18 protein-coding genes are annotated in these 24,424 nt (G+C 71.7%); 9 read left to right on the top strand and 9 right to left on the bottom strand.

The features are described 5' to 3' along the window. Position 1 precedes the first annotated feature (1 nt). A complete protein-coding gene (locus tag Cs7R123_RS10470) occupies positions 2–1,984 on the top strand; it encodes an ABC transporter ATP-binding protein (protein WP_212825570.1) in 1,983 nt (660 codons plus the stop codon). 12 nt (positions 1,985–1,996) lie between these two features. On the opposite strand, the gene Cs7R123_RS10465 is transcribed toward Cs7R123_RS10470, so the two are convergent. From Cs7R123_RS10465 to Cs7R123_RS10445, 5 genes are all read right to left on the bottom strand, one after another. Then, positions 1,997–2,437, bottom strand: a complete 441-nt coding sequence (locus Cs7R123_RS10465; RefSeq protein WP_244871746.1) for a hypothetical protein — start codon at positions 2,435–2,437, stop codon at positions 1,997–1,999. Beyond that, positions 2,434–3,264, bottom strand: coding sequence for a DUF692 domain-containing protein (locus Cs7R123_RS10460; RefSeq protein WP_212825568.1), 831 nt, complete (start codon positions 3,262–3,264; stop codon positions 2,434–2,436). The genes Cs7R123_RS10465 and Cs7R123_RS10460 overlap by 4 nt, the downstream gene beginning before the upstream one ends. Further along, a complete protein-coding gene (locus Cs7R123_RS10455) occupies positions 3,261–4,187 on the bottom strand; it encodes a TIGR04222 domain-containing membrane protein (protein ID WP_212825566.1) in 927 nt (308 codons plus the stop codon). Before Cs7R123_RS10455 ends, Cs7R123_RS10460 begins: the two co-directional genes overlap by 4 nt. A 47-nt stretch (positions 4,188–4,234) precedes the next feature. Continuing rightward, positions 4,235–4,999, bottom strand: a complete 765-nt coding sequence (gene ddaH, locus Cs7R123_RS10450; RefSeq protein ID WP_212825564.1) for a dimethylargininase — start codon at positions 4,997–4,999, stop codon at positions 4,235–4,237. A 470-nt stretch (positions 5,000–5,469) separates the two neighbouring features. Continuing rightward, positions 5,470–6,042, bottom strand: a complete 573-nt coding sequence (locus Cs7R123_RS10445) for a TetR/AcrR family transcriptional regulator (RefSeq protein ID WP_212825562.1) — start codon at positions 6,040–6,042, stop codon at positions 5,470–5,472. Between the two features lie 197 nt (positions 6,043–6,239). On the opposite strand from Cs7R123_RS10445, the gene Cs7R123_RS10440 reads away from it, so the two are divergent. From Cs7R123_RS10440 to Cs7R123_RS10425, 4 genes are all read left to right on the top strand, one after another. Next, positions 6,240–7,553 (top strand): DUF2637 domain-containing protein, encoded by a 1,314-nt coding sequence (locus Cs7R123_RS10440; RefSeq protein ID WP_212825560.1) that lies wholly within the window; start codon positions 6,240–6,242, stop codon positions 7,551–7,553. 82 nt (positions 7,554–7,635) lie between these two features. Continuing rightward, on the top strand, positions 7,636–8,304 hold the full coding sequence (locus tag Cs7R123_RS10435) for an HAD family hydrolase (RefSeq protein ID WP_212825558.1): 669 nt from the start codon (positions 7,636–7,638) through the stop codon (positions 8,302–8,304). Between the two features lie 188 nt (positions 8,305–8,492). Continuing rightward, the gene (locus tag Cs7R123_RS10430; protein ID WP_212825556.1) at positions 8,493–9,419 is read left to right on the top strand and encodes a serine protein kinase RIO; all 927 of its coding nucleotides are present in this window, start codon (positions 8,493–8,495) and stop codon (positions 9,417–9,419) included. A gap of 141 nt (positions 9,420–9,560) precedes the next feature. Next, a complete protein-coding gene (locus Cs7R123_RS10425; protein ID WP_212825554.1) occupies positions 9,561–10,142 on the top strand; it encodes a hypothetical protein in 582 nt (193 codons plus the stop codon). A 111-nt stretch (positions 10,143–10,253) separates the two neighbouring features. On the opposite strand, the gene Cs7R123_RS10420 is transcribed toward Cs7R123_RS10425, so the two are convergent. After that, complete coding sequence (locus Cs7R123_RS10420) at positions 10,254–11,213, bottom strand: pirin family protein (protein ID WP_244871745.1); 960 nt, start codon at positions 11,211–11,213, stop codon at positions 10,254–10,256. Positions 11,214–11,285: 72 nt separating this feature from the next. Beyond that, positions 11,286–14,036, bottom strand: coding sequence for an aconitate hydratase AcnA (acnA, locus tag Cs7R123_RS10415; RefSeq protein WP_212825552.1), 2,751 nt, complete (start codon positions 14,034–14,036; stop codon positions 11,286–11,288). Between the two features lie 213 nt (positions 14,037–14,249). On the opposite strand from acnA, the gene Cs7R123_RS10410 reads away from it, so the two are divergent. From Cs7R123_RS10410 to Cs7R123_RS10400, 3 genes are all read left to right on the top strand, one after another. Continuing rightward, complete coding sequence (locus Cs7R123_RS10410; RefSeq protein WP_212825550.1) at positions 14,250–14,615, top strand: VOC family protein; 366 nt, start codon at positions 14,250–14,252, stop codon at positions 14,613–14,615. A 214-nt stretch (positions 14,616–14,829) separates the two neighbouring features. Continuing rightward, the gene (locus tag Cs7R123_RS10405) at positions 14,830–15,318 is read left to right on the top strand and encodes a hypothetical protein (RefSeq protein ID WP_212825548.1); all 489 of its coding nucleotides are present in this window, start codon (positions 14,830–14,832) and stop codon (positions 15,316–15,318) included. Positions 15,319–15,463: 145 nt separating this feature from the next. Further along, positions 15,464–16,468 carry a pirin family protein gene (locus Cs7R123_RS10400; protein ID WP_212825547.1) on the top strand — a complete coding sequence of 335 codons (1,005 nt, stop codon included), beginning with the start codon at positions 15,464–15,466 and terminating at the stop codon, positions 16,466–16,468. Between the two features lie 163 nt (positions 16,469–16,631). Here the strand turns inward: Cs7R123_RS10400 and Cs7R123_RS40705 are convergent, their stop codons facing one another. Further along, positions 16,632–16,757, bottom strand: coding sequence for a hypothetical protein (locus tag Cs7R123_RS40705; RefSeq protein WP_280517287.1), 126 nt, complete (start codon positions 16,755–16,757; stop codon positions 16,632–16,634). A gap of 297 nt (positions 16,758–17,054) precedes the next feature. Between Cs7R123_RS40705 and pulA the strand changes: the two genes are divergently transcribed. After that, a complete protein-coding gene (gene pulA, locus Cs7R123_RS10395) occupies positions 17,055–22,811 on the top strand; it encodes a pullulanase-type alpha-1,6-glucosidase (RefSeq protein WP_212825545.1) in 5,757 nt (1,918 codons plus the stop codon). 132 nt (positions 22,812–22,943) lie between these two features. Here pulA and Cs7R123_RS10390 read toward each other — a convergent pair whose 3' ends face one another. After that, positions 22,944–24,392 (bottom strand): aminopeptidase P family protein, encoded by a 1,449-nt coding sequence (locus Cs7R123_RS10390; RefSeq protein ID WP_212825543.1) that lies wholly within the window; start codon positions 24,390–24,392, stop codon positions 22,944–22,946. Between the last annotated feature and the right edge of the window lie 32 nt (positions 24,393–24,424).

Genomic DNA, 24,424 nt, shown 5'->3' with positions numbered 1-24,424 from the left:
AATGCATCCAGGTGGCGCGGGGGGCATGGAACAGCTGATGCGTTCCATGCGACGCGGACAGAGTGTCGAGGACCGCAAGATAGGCCGGCAGACCGCCAAGCGGATTCTCGGCTTCGCCCGGCCGTACCGGAAAGAGATCACGGTCTTCCTGTTGACCGTGGTGCTCGGCGCGGTCATGGGCGTGGCCACCCCGCTGCTGGCGAAGGACGTGGTCAACGTGATCGCGCCGCCGCCCGGCGCGGCCCCCGACCCCGACGCCGCCGCGACGGTCATCCGGATCGCGCTGTACATCGCGGCCCTGGCCGTGCTCAGCGCGTTGCTGTCGCTGGCCGAGCGCTACTACTCCGCCCGCATCGGCGAGGGCCTGATCTACGACCTGCGCACCCGGGTGTACGACCACGTCCAGCGGCTGCCGGTGCAGTTCTTCACCCGCGCCCAGACCGGTGCCCTGGTCAGCCGCCTCAACAACGACGTGCTCGGCGCCCAGCGCGCCTTCACCAGCACGCTGTCGGGCGTGGTCGGCAACATCATCCAGCTCGTCCTCACCGCGGCCGTGATGTTCACGCTGAGCTGGCAGATCACCGTGCTGTCGCTGGTGCTGCTGCCCCTGTTCATCCTGCCCGCGCGCCGGGTCGGCAACCGGCTGGCGGAGATCACCAAGGAGTCGTACGAGCTCAACGCCCGTATGCAGGCCACCATGACCGAGCGGTTCGGGGTGGCCGGGGCGCTGCTGGTGAAGCTGTTCGCCCGTCCCGAGGTGGAGGCCGACCGGTTCGCGCGGCGGGCCGGGCGGGTGCGCGACATCGGCGTGGAGAGCGCCATGTTCTCCCGGATCTTCTTCGCGGCCATGATGCTGGTCGCGTCACTGGCCCAGGCGCTGGTCTACGGCCTGGGCGGCTGGTACGCGGTCAAGGGCCAGATCGGCGCGGGCACCGTGGTCGCCCTGGCCCTGCTCCTGGTCCGCCTGTACGGCCCGATCACCGCCCTGTCCAATGTCCGCGTCGACGTGATGGGTGCCCTGGTCTCCTTCGACCGCGTCTTCGAGATCCTCGACCTGGCCCCCGCCATCGCCGAGAAGCCCGACGCCGTCGACCTGCCGCCGCGCGCCTCGCGGGTGGAGTTCCGCGACGTCGTGTTCCGCTACCCGACCGCCAGCGAGGTCTCGCTCGCCTCGCTGGAGGACGTGGCCGTGCTCGACCGGGTCGCCACCGAGCCGGTGCTGCGCGGCGTCTCGTTCACCGTCGAGCCGGGTCAGCTGGTCGCGCTGGTCGGGCCGTCCGGCGCGGGCAAGTCCACCACCTCGATGCTGGTCAGCCGGATGTACGACGCCACCTCCGGCGCCGTGCTCGTCGGCGGGGTCGACGTGCGCGACGCCACCGCGCAGTCGCTGCGCGACACCATCGGCGTGGTCACCCAGGACGCCCACCTGTTCCACGAGACCATCGCCGAGAACCTGCGCTATGCCAGGCCCGAGGCCACCGACGACGAGCTGTGGGCCGCGCTGCGCGCCGCGCAGATCGAGACCCTGGTCCGCAACACCCCCGACGGCCTGGACACCGTCGTCGGCGAGCGCGGCTACCGCTTCTCCGGCGGCGAGAAGCAGCGCATCGCCATCGCCCGGCTGCTGCTCAAGGCCCCGTCGATCGTCATCCTGGACGAGGCCACCGCACACCTGGACTCCGAGAGCGAGGCCGCCGTGCAGCAGGCGCTCACCACCGCGCTGACCGGCCGCACCTCGCTGGTCATCGCGCACCGGCTGTCGACCGTGCGCGAGGCCGACCAGATCCTGGTGCTCGACGGCGGCCGCATCGTCCAGCGCGGCACCCACGAGCAGCTGCTCGCCGAGGGCGGCCTGTACGCCGACCTGTACCGGACGCAGTTCGCGGCGACAGGGTCGCCGCGAACCGGTGAGCAGAGCGCCGTGACCGACTCGCCCGTACAGCCGGGACTCCAGGTGGATTCGGCGGCTGTCGCGCTGGGCTAACGTTGGCCTGGGCTACCGCGACCAGCGGTGGACGCGTCCGCGCCAGCGGACCAGGAACACCCCGCCCACCCGGCCCAGGCCGGGTCCCCGGCGGGGACGGGGCGCGGAGCTGCTGTCGTACGACCACAGCAGCTCCCGCTCCGCAAGCTCCAGCGCGGCCGGGCCCACCGGCGGATGCGCCCGCGCGTAGTCCCAGCCGTCGCGCAGCGAACCCTGCGGCGGCCGTCCCGCCGCCCAGGCGCCGAACGTCGCCGCCCACCGGCCGGGCCCGGCCGAGGCGGCCAGCAGCGGCCACACCCGGGCCACCTCGCCGGCCCGCTTGCGCAGCAGCGCGTCCCGCGTCGCGGTCACGTCGCGCGCCACGAACCCGTCGGGCAGCGCACCCCCGCCGACCAGCGCCCGCACCAGCTCCTCCTGCCGCCGCGCCAGCTCCTCGCGCCACACCTCCGTCACGTGATCACCGGGTAGCCGGAGGCGTCGCTGATGGCGTCCAGGTCGGCGCGCAGGGCCGCCGCGGGCGGGTAGTCGCCGTCGCGTTCCAGCAGCAGCGCCGGTGGGCGGGACCGGTCGCACAGTTCCCGCAGCAGCTCCAGCACCTCCCAGGGCACCGGGTCGGTGTGCGTGTCGTGGTAGTGGCCGCCGCGCTCGGAACCGCCCGCGACGTGGACGTACGCCACGCGGTCCAGCGGCAGCTCCGCCAGCAGGGCCAGCGGGTCGGTGCCGCGGTTGCGGGCGTTGGCGTACACGTTGGCGATGTCGAGCAGCAGCAGCGCGTCCGTGCGGTCCAGCACCTCGGTCAGGAACTGGGCCTCGGTCAGCTCGTCGTCGGGCCAGTCGAACAGCGCCGCGATCGGCTCCAGCGCCAGCGGCACGTCCAGCTCGGCGGTGGTCCGGGCGACGTTGGCCGCGATCGCGGCGACCGCCGCCCGGCTGCGCGGCACCGGCAGCAGGTGCCCGGCCTCCAGCCCGCCCGCGCGGACGTACGCGATGTGCTCGCTGACCAGCGGGGCCCGCAGCACCTGCGCGCAGTGGGCCAGGTGCGCGACGCGGTGCGGGTCGACCGGCTCGGCGCCGCCGAGGGAGAGCTTCACCCCGTGCGGCACGACGGCGACCCCGGCGCGGGCCAGTGCGGCCAGCGCCGGGGGCGGTTCACCGTGGCCGCGGTGCGGCACCGACTCGGCGACGACCTCGACGAAGCGCAGACCGGGCAGCTCGGCCACGAACCCCGCGATCTCGGGCCGCCAGCCGATGCCGACACCGCGCCCGGCCAGCGGGGTCATCCCCCGCACCCGCCGCCACCGCCGCACGAGGACCCGCCGCCGCACGACGAGCCGCCGCCGCTGTCGGACGAGCCGCCGCTGCACGACGATCCGGTGCTGCACGAGTAGTAGGTGCTGCCGTCGTTGCCGACGCGCTGGCGCACCTGGTCGATCTGGGCCTCGGCGGCGAACGCCGGATCGGCGCTCCACAGCGCGGCCGCCCCGAACAGGCCCACGCCCATGGCCGCCCCGGCCGCCCCGTACGTGGCCCAGGAGGGCTGCTGGGTGGGGGAGAGGTGGAAGTACTGCTTCTTGGCGTCGAACAGCGCGTTGGTCGCGGCGCGGGTGCGGGTGCGGCGGATCACCAGCACGACCACGCTCACGATCAGCAGCGGGACCATGACCGCGATCAGGTTGCCGATGGGCCGGTCGTTGCGCACGCCCGCCCAGGCCCGGAGCACGCCCAGCGCCAGCAGCGCGAGCAGCAGGTAGCCGCCGCGCCGGGCGCTGCGGGCGACCTCGGGGGCGACCACCAGGCCGGCCCGCTCCAGCGACGAGCGCAGCTCCTCCAGGGCCGCGGCCACCGACCGCTCGGCGGCCAGCTCGCCGACCCGGGCGCCGTTGCCCGCCGCGTGCAGCACCGCCGCGTCCACCGGCGTCGCCCCGGCGGGCAGCACGCCGACGCGCCGCAGCCGGCCGTCCGCGCCGGTCTCGATCGCCAGCGACTGGCGCAGGAACGCCAGCGACGCGTAGACGACCAGGCGCGGTCCGTCGCTGAGGTAGGCGACCTGCTGCGGGGTGAGCTGGTCGACGCGCACCGAGTCCGGGCCGGCGAACAGCCGCTTCCGGTGGATCAGCGTGCCGACCAGCACCACCACGAACAGGCCGAGATAGAGCCACAGGAACGTGGGCCCCGGGATGCCCCAGGTGGCGCCGTCGTCCATGAAGGTCTCCTTCGAAGAAGAGGGGCCTTCATGATGCGCCCCGCGTGCTACCGGCCGGGAACCAGGACCGACAGGCAGGTCACGCAGCCTTCGAGCTTCTCGAACTCGCCGATGTCGACGATGACCGGCTGGAAACCCAGGTCCACCAGCAGCTCCGCCGTACGCGGCGCCGACGACGCGAGCAGGATCCGGTCGCCGCCCAGCGGCACCACGTGGCAGCCCGCCTCCTCGTCCACCGGCCGCACGGCCGGGAACAGCCCGGTCGGCACCAGCTGCGGCAGGACCAGGAACGTGCCGTCGGGCAGGGCTGTCACCGCCGACTTCAGGTGCAGCACCGCGCCCAGTGGCACCGCCACCACGGTGCGGCCCAGCGGTGCCAGCAGCTCGCGCAGCTGCCGGATGCCCTCGCCGTTCGTACGGCCGCCGCGTCCGACGTAGACGGTCGGGCCGACCTGGAGCACGTCGCCGCCGTCGAGGGTGCCCGGCTCCGCGATGCGCGCCACGCGCAGGCCGAGTTCGCGCACCGCGGCCTCGACCCCGGCCGACTCCGCGCGGCGCGCGGGCGCGCCGGACCGGGTCAGCACCGCGAGGTCGTCGACGACCACGACCTGGTCCTCGATGAACACGGCGTCGGGGCAGTCGTCGGCGAGCGGGGCCTGCCGGACGGCCCAGCCGTGCCCGGCCAGCGCCCGCCCGTACGCCTCGTGCTGGGCCAGGGCCAGGTCGAGGTCGACGGGGGAGCGGTCGATGTGGGTGACGATGCCCTCGGCCAGGAGGCGGCCGGGGCGGCGGAGCAGTGCGGTGCCGGTCAAGCGATCACTTCTTCTTGTTGGCGTTGACGATGACGAGCGTGATCACGGCGGCCACGACCACGACGGTGCAGCAGACCGAGCCGATGACCAGCACGTGCCAGGGGGATAAAGATGCCATGCCGTCGCACGGTAGCGGTGGCACGCCACCGCGGAAAATGCTCTTGCCGATCCCCCGATCCCGTGGATAGATTCGCTGTACACGGGAAAGGAGGTGGTCCAGCTTTGAGTAGCTACAGGACTCGTGAGGTGGCTGCCCGCTAGGCGGCTGTCATCGACTGATCTTCGTCGAGACCATCAGGCTCGATGGAATGGTCGAGGCCGTGTGTCAGCGGCCCGGCGAATTCCAAGCAGCCACCCGAGCCCCGGGGGATGCCGGTTAGTCCGACCGGCCCCGCGCACCCGCGCGGAACCCCGGGGTTCGTCATGTCTGCGCCCGTCATGTCTGCGCCCGGGTGGGCCGACCGCCCGTTTCAGCGGCGGCGGACCGTCTCCTCGATCAGGTCCAGCACCGGGCCGAAGTCGTCGGCCGAGCCGCCCATCGCCAGGCGCTTGACCAGCCCGTCGTACGCCAGCTCCAGGAAGTGCGTCAGCACGTCCAGCGGCACGTCCTCGCGCAGCACGCCCGCCCCGGCCTGGCGCTGGAGGCGCTCGCGGGTGGCGAGGTCGATCGCGTCGGAGTGCTGCGCCCACCGCTTGGCGAACGCCGGGTCGGTGCGCAGCCGCCGGGCCACTTCCAGCTGGGTGCCCAGCCAGCCCGCCGCGTCCGGGTCCCCGGCGTGGGCCAGCAGGTCGCGCATGACCTGCACCAGGCCGTTGGCGGCGACCGTCGCGGCCATCTCGACCGCGTCGTCCTCGGCCACGGCCAGGAACAGCGAGTCCTTGTCGCGGAAGTGGTGGAAGATCGCGCCCCGGGACAGCCCGGTGGCCTGCTCCAGCCGGCGCACGGTGGCGCCCTCGTAGCCGTAGCGGGCGAAGCAGGCGCGGGCCGCCGCGAGGATCTCGTGGCGGCGGGCGTCGAGCTGGTCCTGACTCACCCTGGGCACAAGGCGATCTTCGCAGGTCGCCCGGCCACATGCAATCCGTACGTACGGCTTGACCATGGGTAACGGCTCTGCGACGCGTCGCGCTCGGCCCGTCGGCATGGAAGAATCCTCGCGGCTGCGGTCGCCTGGAGCGCCGGAGCGGTCGGACGACCTCGGCGGACGCCGCGAATGTCCGGTTCACCGGGGAGGGTGCGCGCGTGGATCTCAACATGTTGACGACGACCTGGGTGCCGACCTGGGTCATGGTGCTCGTCGTGTCGGTGCTGACGCTGTCGCTGCTCGTGGGCGTGCCACTGGCACGGGCCGCGGGGCGACGCCGCGGGCACCGGCTGGCCCATCCGGGCGCGTTCACCTCGCGCCGGGAGAAGGCCAAGGACACCGCGACCTTCCTGGCCGCGCTGATCCCGACGGTGCTGGTCTGGCTGTCGGTGATGGGCGTGTCCTTCATCGGCCTGACCGGGTTCGCGCGCGACGTGATGGCCTGGGACCACTGGACCAACATCCTGGTGCCGCTCAGCCTGGACGGCATCAGCATCTCGTTCGGCGCCTGGGCGTTCGTGGCGGTCAAGCGCGGGCGGCACCCCGGCCGGGCATACAAGATCGTGCTCGCCGCCGCGACGGTGTCGGCCACGCTGAACTTCGTGCACGGCCGCGACGAGTGGTCGCTGTGGGCGGGCCTCTACCTGGCGTTCCTGTCCTTCGCCGGGATGGCGATGTTCCACGAGCTGCTCGACCAGTTCATGGCCGCCTACGACGACGAGGTGGCGCTCAAGACCCGCTACCCGCGCTTCGGCCAGCGCTGGCTGTACGCGCCGCTGTCGACGTTCTCCGCCCGCCGCGCCTGGGTGGTGTACCCGCCGCTGGAGGGCGTCCGCCCCAGCGTGCGCAACGCGCTGGCGCACCTGGAGGACGTGCGCGAGGCCAAGCGCCAGCGCCGCCTGCACGGCGCGCTGCTGGTGCGGGAGGAGCAGCAGGCCAAGCTGGTCGAGGTGCACGCGCGCGCCGAGGTGCGCCGGGCCCGCTCCGCCGCCTGGCGCGTCTCGGAACCGGCGCGCAACGGCGTGCCGGTGCAGCACCACCAGCCGGTCGCGCCCCCGCCCGCGCCGGTCGCGCCCCCGCCGCCCCCGCCCCAGCCGGAACCGCAGCCGCAGCAGCCGGTCTCGCAGGAGCTGGTGCCCGAGCGCGACGAGCGCGGCTCGTTCCTCGACCCGGAGCTGCGCGCCACGCTGGAGTCGGTGTGGAGTGCCCCGTCCGGCCGGGAGCCGATGGGCCACCGCCCGCTGTCGGACACCTCCGAGATCACCGCGCGCGGCATGCTCAACCACATCCAGGAGCCGGTGCAGCAGATGATCGCCGCCGCGCTGGCGCGCGGCGAGGAGGTCACCGTGGGCGGCGTCCGCGAGTGGGCCACCCGGGAGTACGGTCGCACGCCCAGCGAGAACTGGGCCCGCCAGCAGATCAAGGCGGCGCGGTCCCGGGACACGTTCGGCGTCGATGCAGACTTGGTGTGATACGAGTAGATTTCGTTTCTGGCAGGTTTCTCGGACCGCAGGGGGCTTCACCAGCGTGTCCCCCGTCACGTAAGGTGCCCGCGTGCCTCTGTTGCTGTTGGACCTCGACAACACCTTGGTCGACCGCGCGGGCGCTTTCCGGACCTGGGGTTCTCGGTTCCTGTCCGAGATAGCCGCCCCGCCGTACGACATCGACTGGCTGGTCGACGCCGACGCCGACGGCCTGACCTCGCGGTGGGATCTCGCGGATGCCATCCGGGAGCGCTACCGGCTGCGCAACTCCGTCGTCGACCTGGTCGACGAGCTGCACGAGGGCCAGATCGAGGCCACCCGGCTCGACCCGATGGTCGGCGCGGCGCTGCGGATCGCCGCCGACGCCGGGTGGATTCCCGTGATCGTCACCAACGGCGAGACGCGGCAGCAGGAAGGCAAGATCCGCCGGACCGGCCTGGACCGGTTCGTCGCCGACTGGGTCGTCTCCCAGGAGGTCGACTGCCGCAAGCCCAACCCGCGCATCTTCGAGATCGCGGCTGAGCGGGCCCGGATGCGGCTGCGCGGCGCCTGGATGATCGGCGACAGCCCCGAGGCGGACATCGGCGGTGCCACCACCATCGGCATCCCCAGCGTGTGGATCCACCGCGGCCGGAAGTGGACCGAGCGCCGGTTCGGCCCCACCCGCATCGCCGACGGCGCCATCCAGGCGGTGGCCGCCGTCCTGGCCGCCGACCCGCCCCACCGCATGCGGGGCTGACCTCGGGCGGAAATGGAGTTGACACCTGCCGGGGCGGGCCTGGCAGAATCGGTCGCGTTGTGCCGCAGGGCCCCAGCTCGATGCTGGGCGAAGTCAGAAGGAGGTCGAGTCGTGATGGTTGCCGTCGCTGTGTGCTGCCCGTCTTCTCCCTTCTTCATTGACTTCGTATCCGTCAAGGAGCCCTTCCAGTGCGAGAGCACGACCTTCCGCGTACCGGCCGTGGTAAGAGCCGGAACCATTTCGACGACGACGAACTGACCTACGAGAAGAACTTCGCCGAAGAGCCCGAGTGGGACGAGACTCCCGACAAACCGGAGTTCGGCGACCGCTGGTCCACCTGGGACCTGTCGACTCCGCTCGAACGCGGTCCTGAACCGCACCCCGACTGGCTCGTCACCGAGCTGGCCGCGGTCGACGTCGAGCGTGGTGTGCTGAAGACCGGCAAGGAGGCCGACGTCTTCCTGCTGCACCGCCACATCCCGCACACGGAGCGCGGCTGCCTGCTGGCCGCCAAGCGCTACCGCAGCCACGACCACCGCATGTTCCACCGCGACGCGGGCTACCTGGAGGGGCGGCGGGTCAAGGAGTCGCGGGTCAACCGGGCCATGGCCAGCCGCAGCTCGTTCGGCAAGGAGGCGATCGCCGGCACCTGGGCCGGGGCGGAGTTCAACGCCCTGGTACGGCTGTGGGAGATCGCCGGGCAGCTCGACGTGCCCGCGTTCACGCCGTACCCGGTGCAGATTCTCGGCACCGAGGTGCTCCAGGAGTTCATCGGCAGTCCCGACGGCACGGCCGCGCCACGGCTGGCGCAGGTGCGCGCCGACGGCAAGGAGCTGGCCGACCTGTGGCGGCAGCTGGTGCTGGGCCTGACCGTGCTGGCCCGCGCCGGGTACGCCCACGGCGACCTGTCGCCGTACAACATCCTGGTGCACGAGGGGCGGCTGGTCATCATCGACCTGCCGCAGATCGTGGACATGGTCGCCAACCCGCAGGGGAAGCGGTTCCTGGCCCGCGACGTGCACAACGTCGCGACCTGGTTCACCGCCCGCGGCCTGCCCGACGTCGACGAGACCGCCCTGACGGCCGAACTCCTCGCCGAAGCCGGCCTGCGCTGACGCCCCGGCTCCTTCCCCGAGTTGCCGGGCAATCGGGCGTATCCGAGCACGCGATACGCCGATTGCCCGGCAACTCGCCCAAGACCTGGGCGCGACCGGACGGGGTTGTGCGGGGGGCGGGGGAGGGGTCATGATCTTGTGATGTCTTCCTACCTCGCCCGGTACCGGCTGGGGCCGATCACGCAGGCCGTCATGGCCCTCGGCGTGCTCGCCGCGGCGGCCGGAGCCCTGCTCGACCTGCCCGAGGACCCGACGATCGTGCTCGTCGCGGGCGGCCTGACCCTGCCGCTCACCCTGCTCGCGCTGTACGGCCCGCTGATCCTCTCCGGCCGCCCCGCCCTGCGGGTGGACGAGACCGGCATCCTGTTCGGCGGCCGACCGCCGATCCAGGGCCGGACCACGGCGTTCGTGCCGTGGTCGGAGATCGCCGAGATCTACCTGTTCCGCGTCGACCACCTCGTCGTGCGTACGACGTACATCGGCCTCAAGGGCCACGACGGGCGTCCCGCGCCGCTGCGGCCGGTCCTGCCCGAGAGCGTCGCCCGCACCTTCTGGCACGTGCCGCGCGACGTCGTGCTCGCCAGCCGCCCGACCTACGGGTACCGCCTGGACAAGGCGGCCTTCGTCGCCGCGGTGGCGGCCCACGCCGAGGACACGATGGTCATCGACCTGACCGCCGTCGCCGCCGCCCAGGCCCCCGCCGGCCTGCCCGGCCTGGACTGACCCGCGGCCCAAGATCGGTCAAGTTGCCGGGCGACTGGGCGAATGAGGGCGCTCGATACCCCCGATTGCCCGGCAACTTGGCTGATCAAGGGCCACTCGGGGGCGGGCGGGTCAGCGGGTGCGGCCGCGGGGTTTGAGGGGGGTGGCCGGGAGGACCGGGGCGGGGAGCGGGGCGCCGTCGTAGCCGGTGACCGTGCCGAACCGGTCGTCGGCGGACATCCACTGCTCGCGCGCGGCGGCGACGTCGTCGTGGCTGCGCCCGACGAAGTTCCACCACATCACGATCTCCTCGGCGAACGGCTCGCCGCCCAGCAGCAGCACCCGCGCCGGGACGCCGGTCCGGACCTCCAGGCAGTCGCGGCCGTGGCCGAGGTAGAGCATCGTGCCGGGCGCCAGGTCGACGCCGTCGACGGCGGCGGCACCGTCGAGGACCAGCGCCGCGTACTCGAAGTCGGGGCGCAGCGGCAGGACCGCGGTGGCGTCGGCGAAGACCGCCGCCTCGGCTCCCACGATCGGGGTGTACGCCTTAGCGGGCGAGATCGCCCCGCCGAGCTCACCCATGAGCACCGTCACCGCCGCCCCGGGCAGCGACAGCACCGGCAGCTCGCGGTGGCTCTCGAAGTGCGGGGCCGTGTGGCGGGCGTGCTCGGGCAGGGCGACCCACAGCTGCACCCCGTGCAGCGGGCCGGTGCGGTCGGCGGGAGACTCCTCGGAGTGCGCGATGCCGTGCCCGGCGGTCATCAGGTTGAGCTGGCCGGGGCGGACCAGCGCCTCGCTGCCGAGGCTGTCGCGGTGCAGCACGTCGCCCGCGACCAGCCACGTCACGGTCTGCAGGCCGGTGTGCGGGTGGGGCGGCACGCGCATGTCGTGGTCGGCGGGGCCGTACTGGTCGACGAAGCACCACGCGCCGACCATGCGCCGGTCGCGGTGCGGCAGCGTGCGGCTGACCGACATGCCCCGCGTACCCCCGAGGACGACCTCGCGGCCGGGCAGCAGTTCGTGCACCGCGCCCTCGGGCTGCTCCTCGCGCCCGCACTCGATCTCGACCGGCGCCGTCTCCACGTTGCTCACAGACACGACCCTACGCCGGACGCGACGCGGGGCCGGTCACCTGGTGACCGGCCCCGCATGGTGTTGCCCTGCTCAGTTCTCCAGCATCTTGCGCAGGACGTACTGGAGGATGCCGCCGTGGCGGTAGTAGTCCGCCTCGCCGGGGGTGTCGATGCGCACGACCGCGTCGAAGGACACTCCGCTGTCGGTGGTGACCGACACCGTCTTCGGGGTGGTGCCCGCGTTCAGGGCCTCCACACCGGTGATGGTGAAGGTCTCCTCGCCGGTGAGGCCGAGGGAGGCCGCGTTCTGGCCCGCCGGGTACTGCAACGGGAGGACGCCCATGCCGATCAGGTTCGAGCGGTGGATGCGCTCGTACGACTCGGCGATGACGGCCTTGACGCCCAGCAGCGCGGTGCCCTTGGCGGCCCAGTCGCGCGAGGAGCCGGAACCGTACTCCTTGCCCGACAGGATGACGAGGGGAATGCCCGCCGCCTGGTAGTTGACGCTGGCGTCGTAGATCGCCGAGACGGGGGCGTCCGCGATGGTGAAGTCGCGGGTGAAGCCGCCCTCGGTGCCCGGCGCGACCTGGTTGCGCAGGCGGATGTTGGCGAACGTGCCGCGGATCATCACCTCGTGGTTGCCCCGGCGCGAGCCGTACGAGTTGAAGTCCTTGCGGTCCACCCCGTGCTCGGCCAGGTACCTGCCCGCGGGCGAGTCCGGCTTGATGGAACCGGCCGGGGAGATGTGGTCGGTGGTGACCGAGTCGCCCAGCTTGGCCAGCACCCGCGCCCCGGCGATGTCACTCACCGGACCCGGCTGCGCCGCCATGCCCTCGAAGTACGGGGGCTTGCGCACGTAGGTCGAGTCACCGGCCCAGGCGAAGGTGTCGCCGGTCGGGGTCGGCAGGCCCTGCCAGCGCTCGTCACCGGCGAACACGTCGGCGTAGTCCTTGGTGAACATCTCGGCGGAGATGGACCTGTTGATGGTGTCCTGGACCTCGGCCGGGGTCGGCCAGATGTCGCCGAGGAACACCGGGTTGCCGTCGGCGTCGGTGCCCAGCGGGTCGCGGGCCAGGTCGATGTCCATGGTGCCGGCGATCGCGTACGCCACGACCAGCGGCGGGGACGCCAGGTAGTTCATCTTGACGTCCGGGTTGATCCGGCCCTCGAAGTTGCGGTTGCCCGAAAGCACCGACACCACGGCCAGGTCGCTGTGGTTGACCGCGGCGCTGATCTCCTCCGGCAGCGGGCCGGAGTTGCCGATGCAGGTCACGCAGCCGTAGCCGACCAGGTGGAAGCCCAGCTTCTCCAGGTACGGCACCAGCCCGGCCTTGGCGTAGTAGTCCATGACCACCTTGGAGCCCGGCGCCAGCGTGGTCTTCACCCACGGCTTGGCGGCCAGGCCGCGCTCGACGGCCTTCTTGGCCAGCAGCGCCGCACCCAGCATGACCTGCGGGTTCGAGGTGTTGGTGCAGGAGGTGATCGAGGCGATCACCACGGCGCCGTGGTCGAGCTGGTACTCGCTGCCGTCGGCGGCCTTGACCATCGTCGGGTTGCTCGGGCGGCCCAGGCCGGTGCGCGAGTTCGAGGCCGGGGCGTCGGAGGCGGGGAAGCTCTCCTCGCCCTCCTCGTCGGTCTCGTCGTCCTTGACGTAGTCCGGCAGCGCCGAGCGGAACGCGGTCTTGGCGTCGGTCAGCTCGACCCGGTCCTGCGGGCGCTTCGGGCCGGCGATGCTCGGCACCACCGTCGACAGGTCCAGCTCCAGGTACTCGGAGTAGACCGGCTCGACCGACGGGTCGTGCCACAGGCCCTGCGCCTTGGCGTACGACTCGACCAGGTCGATCTGCGCCTGCGGGCGGCCGGTGAGCGTGAGGTAGGCGATCGTCTCCGCGTCGATCGGGAAGATCGCGCAGGTGGAGCCGAACTCGGGGCTCATGTTGCCGATGGTGGCCCGGTTGGCCAGCGGCACCGAGGTGACGCCGGGGCCGTAGAACTCGACGAACTTGCCGACCACGCCGTGCTTGCGCAGCTGCTGGGTGATGGTCAGCACCAGGTCGGTGGCGGTGGTGCCCGAGGGCAGCTCGCCGTGCAGCTTGAAGCCGACGACCTTCGGGATCAGCATGCTGACCGGCTGGCCGAGCATCGCGGCCTCGGCCTCGATGCCGCCGACGCCCCAGCCCAGCACGCCCAGGCCGTTGACCATGGTGGTGTGCGAGTCGGTGCCCACGACGGTGTCGGGGTACGCCTGGCCGTTGCGCGGCATGACCACGCGGGCCAGGTGCTCGATGTTCACCTGGTGCACGATGCCGGTGCCCGGCGGGACGACCTTGAACTCGTTGAACGCGGTCTGGCCCCAGCGCAGGAACTGGTAGCGCTCCTGGTTACGGCCGTACTCGATCTCGACGTTGCGCTCGAAGGCGTCGGGGCGCCCGAACACGTCGGCGATCACGGAGTGGTCGATGACCAGCTCGGCCGGGGCCAGCGGGTTGACCTTGGAGGCGTCGCCGCCCAGGTCGCGGACGGCCTCGCGCATGGTGGCGAGGTCGACGACGCACGGCACGCCGGTGAAGTCCTGCATCAGGACGCGCGCGGGCGTGAACTGGATCTCCACGCTGGGCTCGGCGGTCGGGTCCCAGCCGCCCAGGGCGTTGATGTGGTCGGCGGTGATGTTGGCGCCGTCCTCGGTGCGGAGCAGGTTCTCCAGCAGGATCTTCAGGCTGAAGGGCAGGCGCTCGTGCCCCTTCACCTTGTCGATCGTGAAGATCTCGTAGCTGGCGTCGCCGACGGCCAGCTGGCTCTTGGCACCGAACGTGTCGAGGCTCGCCACGTCGTACTCCTTCACAGCAGGTCTGTTACAAGCTGAAGTCTTTCGCAGAGGTCCGAGCACGCGCAGGTAAGGCAAGACTTACTCCTGGCGGCCCGCCACTAAACCGTACGTCCGTCTTGTTTCTCGCGCAAGCCGCACCCGCATCGTGGGCAGCCGTTCGGCACGATCGCGGTATGCAAACCGTACGTCCGTCTTGTTTTGCCGATGATCGCGTGCCAGACTGCGGGCATGCTTCACCACGTTCAGATCGCCTGCCCTGAGGGGACCGAGGACGCGCTGCGGGCCTTCTACGTCGGGGTCCTCGGCATGACCGAGAAGCCCAAGCCGCCGAAGCTGGCCGTGCGCGGCGGGTGCTGGTTCGTCGACCCGTACGGTGCCGAGCTGCACCTGGGCGTCGAAACCGACTTCCGCCCCGCCCGCAAAGCCCACCCGGCCCTGATCCGCCCCGACCTCGACGCCCTCGCCGAGCGCCTGGCCGCCGCCGGCCACCCCGTCACCTGGGCCGACCCCACCGAGATCCCCGGCACCCCCCGCTTCCACACCGAAGACCCCCACGGCAACCGCATCGAGTTCCTCAACCCCCCACCAGCCTGACCCCACCTCCCGGCCCCCGGCCCCGTCGTTTCCCCGGTCGATCATGAACTTATGGCACGGCTCGGCGGCGTGTCGGCGGCACGGCTTCCTGATCGACGCGGTCGGTCGGTCGGCGGTCGGTCGTCGGTGGAGTCGGTATGGCGACTCGGGGCGGGGTCGATTGAGTGGCGGTCACTCAGGTGCGGGCTGTCGCGCGGTGGCCACCATGGGCGCCATGCGATCCATACGAATGAGTGTGCTGGCGACCGGTGGCCTGATGCTGATGCTCGGCCTGGCCGCCTGCGGGCCCGACGAGAGCCCGGGCACGTCCGGTCCGCGCTCCGGCGGTGCGGCGGCCACGGCCGGTGCCGGTGCGGCCACCGGCGAGAGGACCGGGGTCGTCGCGATCGACCTGGTGATCACCGGTGACATCCGGGAGACGATCAAGAAAACGGCCGGGACCTGCTCGTACGACGAGAGCACCGCCTACTTCGCGTTCACGGCCAAGGAGGTCGGCGCCAAGGCGGACTTCGACCTGCGGGTCGAGCTCGGCAGCATGCCGACCCTGGCGGTGCACGCGGGCGGGGATTCGTACACCGCGCTCAAGGCGGGCAACAAGGGCACGTTCGCCCCGTCGCTGCCGAAGATCACCTTCGACACCGACGCGCCGAACTTCTCGGGCGGCAACATCCACGTCAAGGGCACGCTGACCTGCCAGAAGTGATCCGCTTGCGGCCGGGTCGCCGATCGGGCCGGCCCCGCTGGTGGGGCGGTCGACAGTGGCGGCGGCGACACCGGGCCGGGAATGCTGGAAAGTCGTTGACGGTTCAACTATTGTGCAAGACGTCATCGACAACAGGAGGCTAGAGATGCCCGCCATCACCGTGGACGACCTGCTCGTGCTGCCCCGGGTCCCCGAGCCCGGTGAGGCGGCCGCGGCCCGCAAGGTCGTCTCCGTCACTGCCGCCCCGTCCGGCTTCGAGGGCGAGGGCTTCCCGGTGCGCCGCGCCTTCGCGGGTGTGGACCTGCGCGCCCTCGACCCGTTCATCCACATGGACCAGATGGGCGAGGTGGAATACGCCCCGGGTGAGCCGAAGGGCACGCCCTGGCACCCGCACCGCGGCTTCGAGACTGTGACGTACCTGCTCGACGGCACCTTCCGTCACCAGGACTCGCACGGCGGCGGCGGCCTGATCAGCGACGGCGACACCCAGTGGATGACCGCCGGCAGCGGCCTGCTGCACATCGAGGCCCCGCCGGAGGAGCTGGTCGTCTCCGGCGGCCTGTTCCACGGCTTCCAGCTGTGGGTGAACCTGCCCGCGCGGCAGAAGATGTCGCCGCCGCGCTACCAGGACATCCGGGCCGGGCAGGTGTCGCTGCTCAGCTCCCCGGACGGCGGCGTGCTGCTGCGCGTCATCGCCGGTGAGGTGGGCGGGCATCCCGGGCCGGGCGTCACGCACACGCCGATCTCGCTGGTGCACGCCACGCTCGCGCCGGGGGCGCAGCTGCGGCTGCCGTGGCGGCCCGACTTCAACGCCCTGGTCTACACCCTGGCGGGCGCGGGCACCGTGGGCGAGGAGAAGCGGCCGGTCAAGCTGGGGAACCTGGCCGTGTTCGGCCCCGGTGACGTGATCACCGTGACGGCCGACCCGGTGCAGGAGAGCCGCAACGCGGCCGGGATGGACGTCCTGATCCTGGGCGGCCAGCCGATCCGCGAGCCGGTCGCGGCGTACGGGCCGTTCGTCATGAACACCAAGGCGGAGCTGGTCCAGGCGTTCGAGGACTACCAGGCGGGCAAGCTCGGCGTGATCCCGAGCGAGCCGCGGCGGGTCGACGTCGGCGACGCCGACCACCCGGGCCACGACGTCCTCTGACGCCGTCGCCGGCTCGTCCGGCGCTCGGGGTTCGTGGTTCGTGGTTCGTGGTTCGTGCAGTTTCGGGGAAACTGCACGAACCACGGCCATGATTCCTGCACTTTCCCCGAAACTGCGCACTGAAGAACGGGGTGGGCACCCGCGGGTGCCCACCCCGTTCGCTCTATACGGGTGGGACGGGCGGCAGCGGCGGCAGCGCCGGGGGAGCGAGTCCACCGCCCAGCAGGATGGACAGCAGGCTGTTCAGCAGCCCGCCCAGCCCGCCCAGCAGGCCTCCGACGGTATCCAAACCCCACCCCCTCCCGGGTCGCCACGACTGCGACCCATATGTCCATTCCAGGCGCAATGCCTGGCTGCGGCAACCCCAGACCCGCGTGTGGGCGACACCCGTCCGCGTCAACAAGGGCACCTTCTACCTCGCAAAACGAGTGGAAGGTGCCCTTCCTTCGCTTTGGGCGCTGGATGTGGTTGCGTGAGGTTGTCGGGTGCTGTCAGATCTTGCAGCCTCTTGCGGAAACATTTCAGTTACCCGTATGTTGCGGCTGATGCTCGTGTGACCCCAGACACCCACACGGAAGAAGCCCCCATGACAGCCGTTCGCGCATTCGGTGCGCGTGCCGTGGCGGCGGTGCACCGCCGCACTTCACGGCACGGCCGCTACCTCCTGATAGGACTACTCGCGCTGCTGGTCGGCGCCGCCCCGATCGTGGTGATCCGGGCCCTGACCGCCCCGGCCCGGCAGTGGACCGAGGCCGGCGACACCTGGTTCAGCGACGAACCGACCGCAGCCGCCCTGGCCGCCGCCGCGGGCACCGCCGCTCCGCGCCGCGCCGAGCAGTTCTACTTCGTACTGCCCGACCGGTTCGCCAACGGCGATCCGCGCAACGACAAGGGCGGGCTGACCGGCGACCGGCTCAGCACCGGCCTGGACAAGACGGACAAGGGCTTCTACCACGGCGGCGACCTGGCCGGGGTGACGGAAAAGCTCGACTACATCCAGGGCCTGGGCACCACCGCGATCTGGCTGGCGCCGGTGTTCAAGAACCGGCCGGTGCAGGGCACGGGCGCGGACGCCTCGGCCGGCTACCACGGGTACTGGATCACCGACTTCACCCAGGTCGATCCGCATTTCGGGACCAATGCCGACCTGAAGAAGCTGGTCAAGCTCGCGCACCAGCGCGGCATCAAGATCTACCTCGACGTGATCGTCAACCACACGGCGGACGTCATCAAGTACGAGGAAAACCAGTACTCGTATGTGGACAAGAAGACCAGCCCCTACACCGACGCGCAGGGGCGCAGCTTCGAGGACGCCAACTATGCCGCAGGGGGCAGGGGCTTCCCGAAGGTTGACCGGACGTCGTTCCCGTACACGCCGACGTTCGCCAGCTCGGCCGACGCCAAGCTGAAGGTGCCCGCCTGGCTCAACGACCCGACCATGTACCACAACCGGGGCGACTCGACCTTCGCCGGCGAGAACAGCACCTACGGCGACTTCTTCGGCCTGGACGACCTGTGGACCGAGCGGCCCGAGGTCGTGCGGGGCATGACGAAGATCTACGGCGACTGGATCGCGCAGACCGGCATCGACGGCTACCGGATGGACACCGTCAAGCACGTCGACATGGACTTCTGGCCGCAGTTCAGCCAGGGCATCGCCCAGGCGGCGGCGAAGGCGGGCAAGCCCGACTTCTTCATGTTCGGCGAGGTCTACTCGGCCGACCCGGCGATCATGTCGAGTTTCGTGCGCCAGGGGCGGCTGCCCGCCACGCTCGACTTCGGCTTCCAGGCCGCCGCGCAGGGCTTCGTCACCGGCGGCTCCGGCCAGGGCCTGGCCGACCTGTACGCCGCCGACGGCGCGTACACCAGCCGCGGCACCGACGCGAACAGCCTGCCCACGTTCCTGGGCAACCACGACATGGGCCGCATCGGCACCTTCATCCGCAGCAGCGGCGCCGACGCCGACAGCGCGCTGCTGCGTGACAGGCTCGCCCACGAGCTGATGTTCCTGACCCGGGGCCAGCCGGTCGTCTACTCCGGTGACGAGCAGGGCTTCACCGGGGCGGGCGGGGACAAGGACGCCCGCCAGGACATGTTCGCCAGCCAGGTCGCCGACTACCTCGACGACGACCTGCTCGGCACCGACCGCACCCACGCCGTCGACCAGTACGACACGACGCACCCGCTGTACCGCGCCATCGCCGACCTCGGCGCCCTGCGCCAGGCGCACCCGGCGCTGCGCGAGGGCATCCAGCTGACCCGGCACGCCGGGGACGGCGTCTTCGCCTTCTCCCGCATCCTGCCGAGCCAGCGCGTCGAGTACGTGGTGGCGACCAACTCCGCCACCGAGGCCCGGACGATCACGGTCGACACGGCGACCCCGGGCGCGAGCTTCGGCCGGATCTATCCTGCGGTCGGCGCCGGTCCGAGCACCGGGGCCGACGGCAAGCTGACGATCGAGGTCCCGGCGCTGTCCAGCGTCGTGCTGCGCGCCGACCGGGCGCTGCCCGCCGCCGACGCGCCGCAGGTGTCGATCGCGGCCCCGGCCGACGGTGCCGCCGTGGCGACCCTGGCCACCGTGACCGCGCAGGTCAGCGGCGACCCGACCGCGGCTGTCACGTTCGCGGCGCAGGTCGGCGACGGCCCGTGGAAGGTGCTCGGCACCGCGACGCACGCGCCGTACACCGTGCAGCACGACCTGACCGGCCTGGCCGGTGGCACGGCGGTGCACTACAAGGCGGTGGTCCGCGACAGCGGGGGCCGGACGGCGGCCGCCGCCTCGGCGATCACCGTGGCCTCCCCGCAGCAGGCCGCCCAGCGCGAGTACGTGCTGGTCCATTACCAGCGCGGCGACGGCGACTACGCCCCGTGGGGCGTCTACACCTGGGGTGACAGCGACAGCCAGCACCCGTGGCCGCAGGGCCAACCGTTCGCGGGCGAGGACGCCTACGGCCGGTTCGCCTGGGTGAAGGTCAAGCCGGGTGCCACGAACGTCGGCTTCCTGGTCGTGAACGGGTCCGGGGCCAAGGACGTCGAGGCCGACCGCAGCTTCGACCCCAGCCGGGTCGGCGAGGTCTGGCTGAAGTCCGGCGACGCGAACGTGTACAGCTCGTACGCGGCAGCCACCGGGCACGTCAGCATCCACTACCGGCGTCCCGACGGGGCGTACGCGGGCTGGGGCCTGCACCTGTGGGGCGACGGGCTGGCGTCCGGGGCGGGCACCGACTGGGGCAGCCCGCGACAGCCGGACGGCACCGACGCGTACGGCGCATACTGGAACGTGCCCGTCGGCGACCCGGCGAAGCCGGTGAACTTCATCATCCACAACGGGGACGCCAAGGACCCCGGGGCGGACCAGGCTGTGGACATGAGCATCGGCGAGGCGTGGATCGCGTCCGGTGACACGACGGCGCACCCGACCCGGGCGGCCGCCGAGCACACCGCGGTGCTGCACCTGCGCCGCGAGGACGGGAACTACACCGGCTGGGGCCTGCACCTGTGGGACGGCAACGCGAACCCGGTGGACTGGGGCAGCCCGATGCTGCCGACCGGCACCGACGCGTACGGCGCGTACTGGCGGGTGCCGCTGGTCGACGGGGCGACCGGGCTCAACTACATCGTGCACCGGGGCGACGAGAAGGACCTGCCCAGCGACCAGCGGCTCGACTTCGCCAAGAGCGGGCACGAGGTCTGGATGCTGTCCGGGCAGCAGAAGTACCTGCGGCCGGGCGAGAAGGCGGCGGCACTCGACATCGACCTGACGAAGTCGTACGCCCAGTGGATCGACCGGGGCACCGTCGCCTGGAACAAGCGCGACACCGACGGGCACGTCTACGACCTGGTCGTGGCCCCGCACGGCGGGCTGTCCGTGGTGGACGGCGCGATCGCCGGTGACTTCACCCGGATCCGGCTGGCCGCGCGCGGCGGGCTGACCGAGGGGCAGCGGCAGGCGTATCCGCAGCTGTGGGCGTACGGCGCGTTCGGCCTCACCGGGGCCGACCTGGCCGCGGTCAAGGCGGCGCTGCGCGGGCAGCTCGTGGTGACCGAGAGCGACCACACCGGCAAGCTGATCTCGGCGACCGGCGTGCAGATCCCGGGCGCGCTCGACGACGTGTACGCCGGTGCCGTCAAGGCGGCGCTCGGCCCGGTGTTCAGCAAGGGCAAGCCCAGTGTCTCGGTATGGGCACCGACGGCCACGGACGTCGCGCTGGAGCTGTTCGACAGCCCGTCGGCGCAGCCGGAGACCGTCGAGATGGACCGCGACGACGCCACCGGCGTGTGGAAGGCGTCGGGTCCGGCGAGCTGGGCCGGGAAGTACTACCGGTTCAAGGTGACCGCGTGGCAGCCCGCGACGCGGCAGGTGGTGACGGCCTCGGTGACCGACCCGTACTCGGTGGCCCTGGCGGCGAACTCGACGCACAGCCTGCTGGTGGATCTGGGCGCGACGCTGCCCGCGGGGGCGGTGCGCAGCCCGTCGTACACGGGCCGGGCGCAGATCCAGGAGCTGTCGGTGCGGGACTTCTCCGTCGCCGACCAGACGGTGGCGGCGGGCCGGCGCGGCACGTACGCCGCGTTCACCGACCCGTCGACCGCCGGGATGAAGCACCTCAAGGAGCTGGCGCAGGCCGGGGTCACCCACCTGCACCTGCTGCCGGTGTTCGATTTCGCCACCATCCCCGAGCTGCGCGCCGACCAGCAGCAGCCCGCCTGCGACCTGCCGGCGATGGCCCGGGACGCGCAGACCCAGCAGGAGTGCGTGGGCGCGGTCGCGGCCACCGACGGCTACAACTGGGGGTACGACCCGCTGCACTACACGGTCCCGGAGGGCGGCTACGCCGTCGACCCGACCGGCACGGCGCGCAACGCCGAGTTCCGGTCCATGGTGGACGGCATCCACCGGGCGGGCCTGCGAGTGGTGCTGGACGTGGTCTACAACCACACCTCGGCGTCGGGCGTCGACCCGCACTCGGTGCTGGACCAGATCGTGCCCGGCTACTACCAGCGGCTGCTCGACGACGGCAGCGTGGCCACCTCCACCTGCTGCGCCAACACCGCACCCGAGCACGCGATGATGGGCAAGCTCGTCGTCGACTCGGTCGTCACCTGGGCGAAGCAGTACAGGGTGGACGGGTTCCGGTTCGACCTGATGGGCCACCACCCGAAGCAGAACCTGCTCGACGTGCGTGCCGCGCTGGACAAGCTCACCGTGGCTCGCGACGGAGTGGACGGCAGGGCGGTCCTGCTCTACGGCGAGGGCTGGAACTTCGGCGAGGTCGCGAACAACGCCCGGTTCGTGCAGGCCACGCAGGCGGAGATGGCGGGCACCGGCATCGCCACCTTCAACGACCGGCTGCGCGACGCGGTCCGCGGCGGCGGCCCGTTCGACGGCAACCCGCGCATCCAGGGCTTCGCCTCGGGGCTGTACACCGACCCCAACGGCGACGCCGTCAACGGCACCGCGGCCGAGCAGAAGGCGCGGCTGCTGCGCCAGCAGGACCAGATCAAGGTCGGGCTGGCGGGCAACCTGGCCGGGTTCGGGTTCACCGACTCGTCGGGGCACCGGGTCACCGGCGCCGAGGTGGATTACAACGGTTCGCCGGCCGGATACACCAAGGCGCCGGGCGAGGCGGTGAACTACGTCGACGCGCACGACAACGAGATCCTGTTCGACGCGCTGGCGTACAAGCTGCCCGCGACCACCGGGGCGCTGGACCGGGCCCGGATGCAGGTGCTGGCCCTGTCGACCGTGGTGTTCAGCCAGGGCACGGGCTTCGTCACGGCCGGGTCGGACCGGCTGCGGTCGAAGTCGCTGGACCGCAACTCGTTCAACTCCGGCGACTGGTTCAACGCGATCCAGTGGAACTGCGCGGACGGCAACGGGTTCGGGCGCGGCCTGCCCCCGGCGGCGGACAACAGCAGCAAGTGGCCGTACGCGCAGCCGCTGCTGGCCGACCCGGCGCTGGTGCCGACGTGCCAGGCGATCGACCTGGCGGGGGCGCGGTTCGCCGAGCTGCTGCGGGTCCGCGCGTCCAGCGGCCTGTTCAGCCTGGGTACGGCCGACGACGTGCAGCGGGTCGTGTCCTTCCCGCTGTCCGGCGCGAACGAGACGCCGGGTGTGATCACCATGCAGCTCAAGCGGGGCGCCGAGACGATCGTGGTCGTGTTCAACGCGACCCCGGCGTCGGCCGCGCAGACGGTCGCCGCCCTGCGCGGCGCCCACCTGGTCCTGCACCCGGTGCTGGCATCCTCGGCCGACCCGGCCGTCCGCCAGTCCGCCTTCACGGCCACGACCGGCACCTTCACGGTCCCGGCCCGCACCGTGGCGGTCTTCGTCACCCGGTAGGCCAGATGGTGAAAGGGGCGGCCCGCATCGAGCGGGCCGCCCCTTTCACTTTGTTGATCAGGAAGCTGTGCCGTGGACACGCCGTCGAGCCGTGCCATAAGTTCATGATCAACGGGGTGGGGGGAGGGGGCGTCAGGCCGGGAGGCGGGGGCCGGCCTCGCGCTGGGCGGCTAGCCAGGACTCGACCTCGGTGCTGGTGCGGGGGAGGCCTGCTGAGAGGTTGCGGCAGCCGGTCGCGGTGACCTGGACGTCGTCTTCGATGCGGATGCCGAGGCCGCGCAGTTCCGCGGGGACCATCTCGTCCTCGGGCTGGAAGTAGAGGCCGGGTTCGACAGTGAGGACGTAGCCTTCGCCGAGTTCGCCGTCGCGGTACTTCTCGTTGCGGGCGTGGGCGCAGTCGTGCACGTCGATGCCGAGCATGTGGCCGAAGCCGTGCAGGGTCCAGCGGCGGTAGACGCCGGAGTCCTTGTCCATCGCCTCGTCCACGCCGCACGGCAGGATGCCCAGGTCGGACAGGCCCTCGGCGAGCACGCGCATGCAGGTCACGTGCACGTCGTGGAACTTCACGCCGGGCTTGATGAAGTCCATGCCGGCCTGCTGCGACTTGTACACCACGTCGTAGACCTGGCGCTGGAGCGGCGTGAACGCGCCGCTGACCGGGACGGTGCGGGTGACGTCGGCGGTGTAGAGGTTGCGGTTCTCCACGCCCATGTCCATCAGCAGCAGCTCGCCGGGCCGGGTGCGCCCGTCGTTGCGGATCCAGTGCAGGATCGCCGCGTGCGCGCCGTTGCCCACGATCGAGCTGTAGCCGACCGTGTTGCCGTCGTGGCGGGCCCGCAGGCCGAACACGCCGTCGATGAGGCGCTCGGACACGGGCCGGTCCGCCGGGATGATCCGGGCGACGTCCTCGAAGCCGCGGATGGTGGCGTCGATGGCGTCCTGGAGCTGCGAGATCTCCCACTCGTCCTTGACGAGCTTCAGCTCGGAGATGACGTACGCGAGCTCGCGGTCGCGGTCGGGGCTGGTCTGCCGGACCGCCGCGTCCACGCGCGGGTCCAGGTTGCGCAGCACCCGGGTGCGCGACGGGGCGAGCTCGTCCAGCACCCCGGGCAGGGTGTCCAGGTGGGCGGTCTCGATGCCCAGCTCGGCGGCCTTCTCGCGCAGGGTGTGGCGGCGGCCGATCCACAGCTCGCCGTAGCGGCGGTCCTTGAAGAACTCGTCGGTGTCGCGCGGGGAGCGGGGGCGCACGTACAGCACGGCGTCGTGGCCGGAGCCGTTGGGGCGCAGGACCAGCACGCTCTCGGGGTCGTGCTCGCCGGTCAGGTAGACGAAGTCGCTGCCGGGGCGGAACGGGAAGTCGGTGTCGTTGGCGCGCACCATCTCGTGCCCGGACGGGATCACCAGCGTCTCGCCCGCGAACGCCGCCGACAGCGCCGCACGCCGCTTGGCGTGGTTGGGCGCACCGTCACTCAGCGTCACGGGGAGCTCGGTGTCGCTCCAGCCGGACCGCATGAACTGAAGGAACTTCTCCGGGTACGCGGGGTCGTGCGACTCGGTGCCCTTCTTCTCTTGGTCGTTCATCTGACTGCCTCCTTGTGTGTTCTGAGCCTATC

The sequence above is a fragment of the Catellatospora sp. TT07R-123 genome (assembly GCF_018327705.1).
Taxonomy (GTDB): Bacteria; Actinomycetota; Actinomycetes; order Mycobacteriales; family Micromonosporaceae; genus Catellatospora.
This window is presented reverse-complemented; position numbering and strand designations above follow the sequence as displayed.

Bases quoted from the DNA above. Each gene is read 5' to 3' on its own strand.
- Cs7R123_RS10405 (WP_212825548.1), top strand. From the start codon at position 14,830: ATGCGATCCATACGAATGAGTGTGCTGGCGACCGGTGGCCTGATGCTG.
- Cs7R123_RS10400 (WP_212825547.1), top strand. From the start codon at position 15,464: ATGCCCGCCATCACCGTGGACGACCTGCTCGTGCTGCCCCGGGTCCCC.
- Cs7R123_RS10390 (WP_212825543.1), bottom strand. From the start codon at position 24,392: ATGAACGACCAAGAGAAGAAGGGCACCGAGTCGCACGACCCCGCGTAC.
- Cs7R123_RS10425 (WP_212825554.1), top strand. From the start codon at position 9,561: ATGTCTTCCTACCTCGCCCGGTACCGGCTGGGGCCGATCACGCAGGCC.
- pulA (WP_212825545.1), top strand. From the start codon at position 17,055: ATGACAGCCGTTCGCGCATTCGGTGCGCGTGCCGTGGCGGCGGTGCAC.
- Cs7R123_RS10410 (WP_212825550.1), top strand. From the start codon at position 14,250: ATGCTTCACCACGTTCAGATCGCCTGCCCTGAGGGGACCGAGGACGCG.
- Cs7R123_RS10470 (WP_212825570.1), top strand. From the start codon at position 2: ATGCATCCAGGTGGCGCGGGGGGCATGGAACAGCTGATGCGTTCCATG.
- Cs7R123_RS10460 (WP_212825568.1), bottom strand. From the start codon at position 3,264: ATGACCCCGCTGGCCGGGCGCGGTGTCGGCATCGGCTGGCGGCCCGAG.
- Cs7R123_RS10455 (WP_212825566.1), bottom strand. From the start codon at position 4,187: ATGGACGACGGCGCCACCTGGGGCATCCCGGGGCCCACGTTCCTGTGG.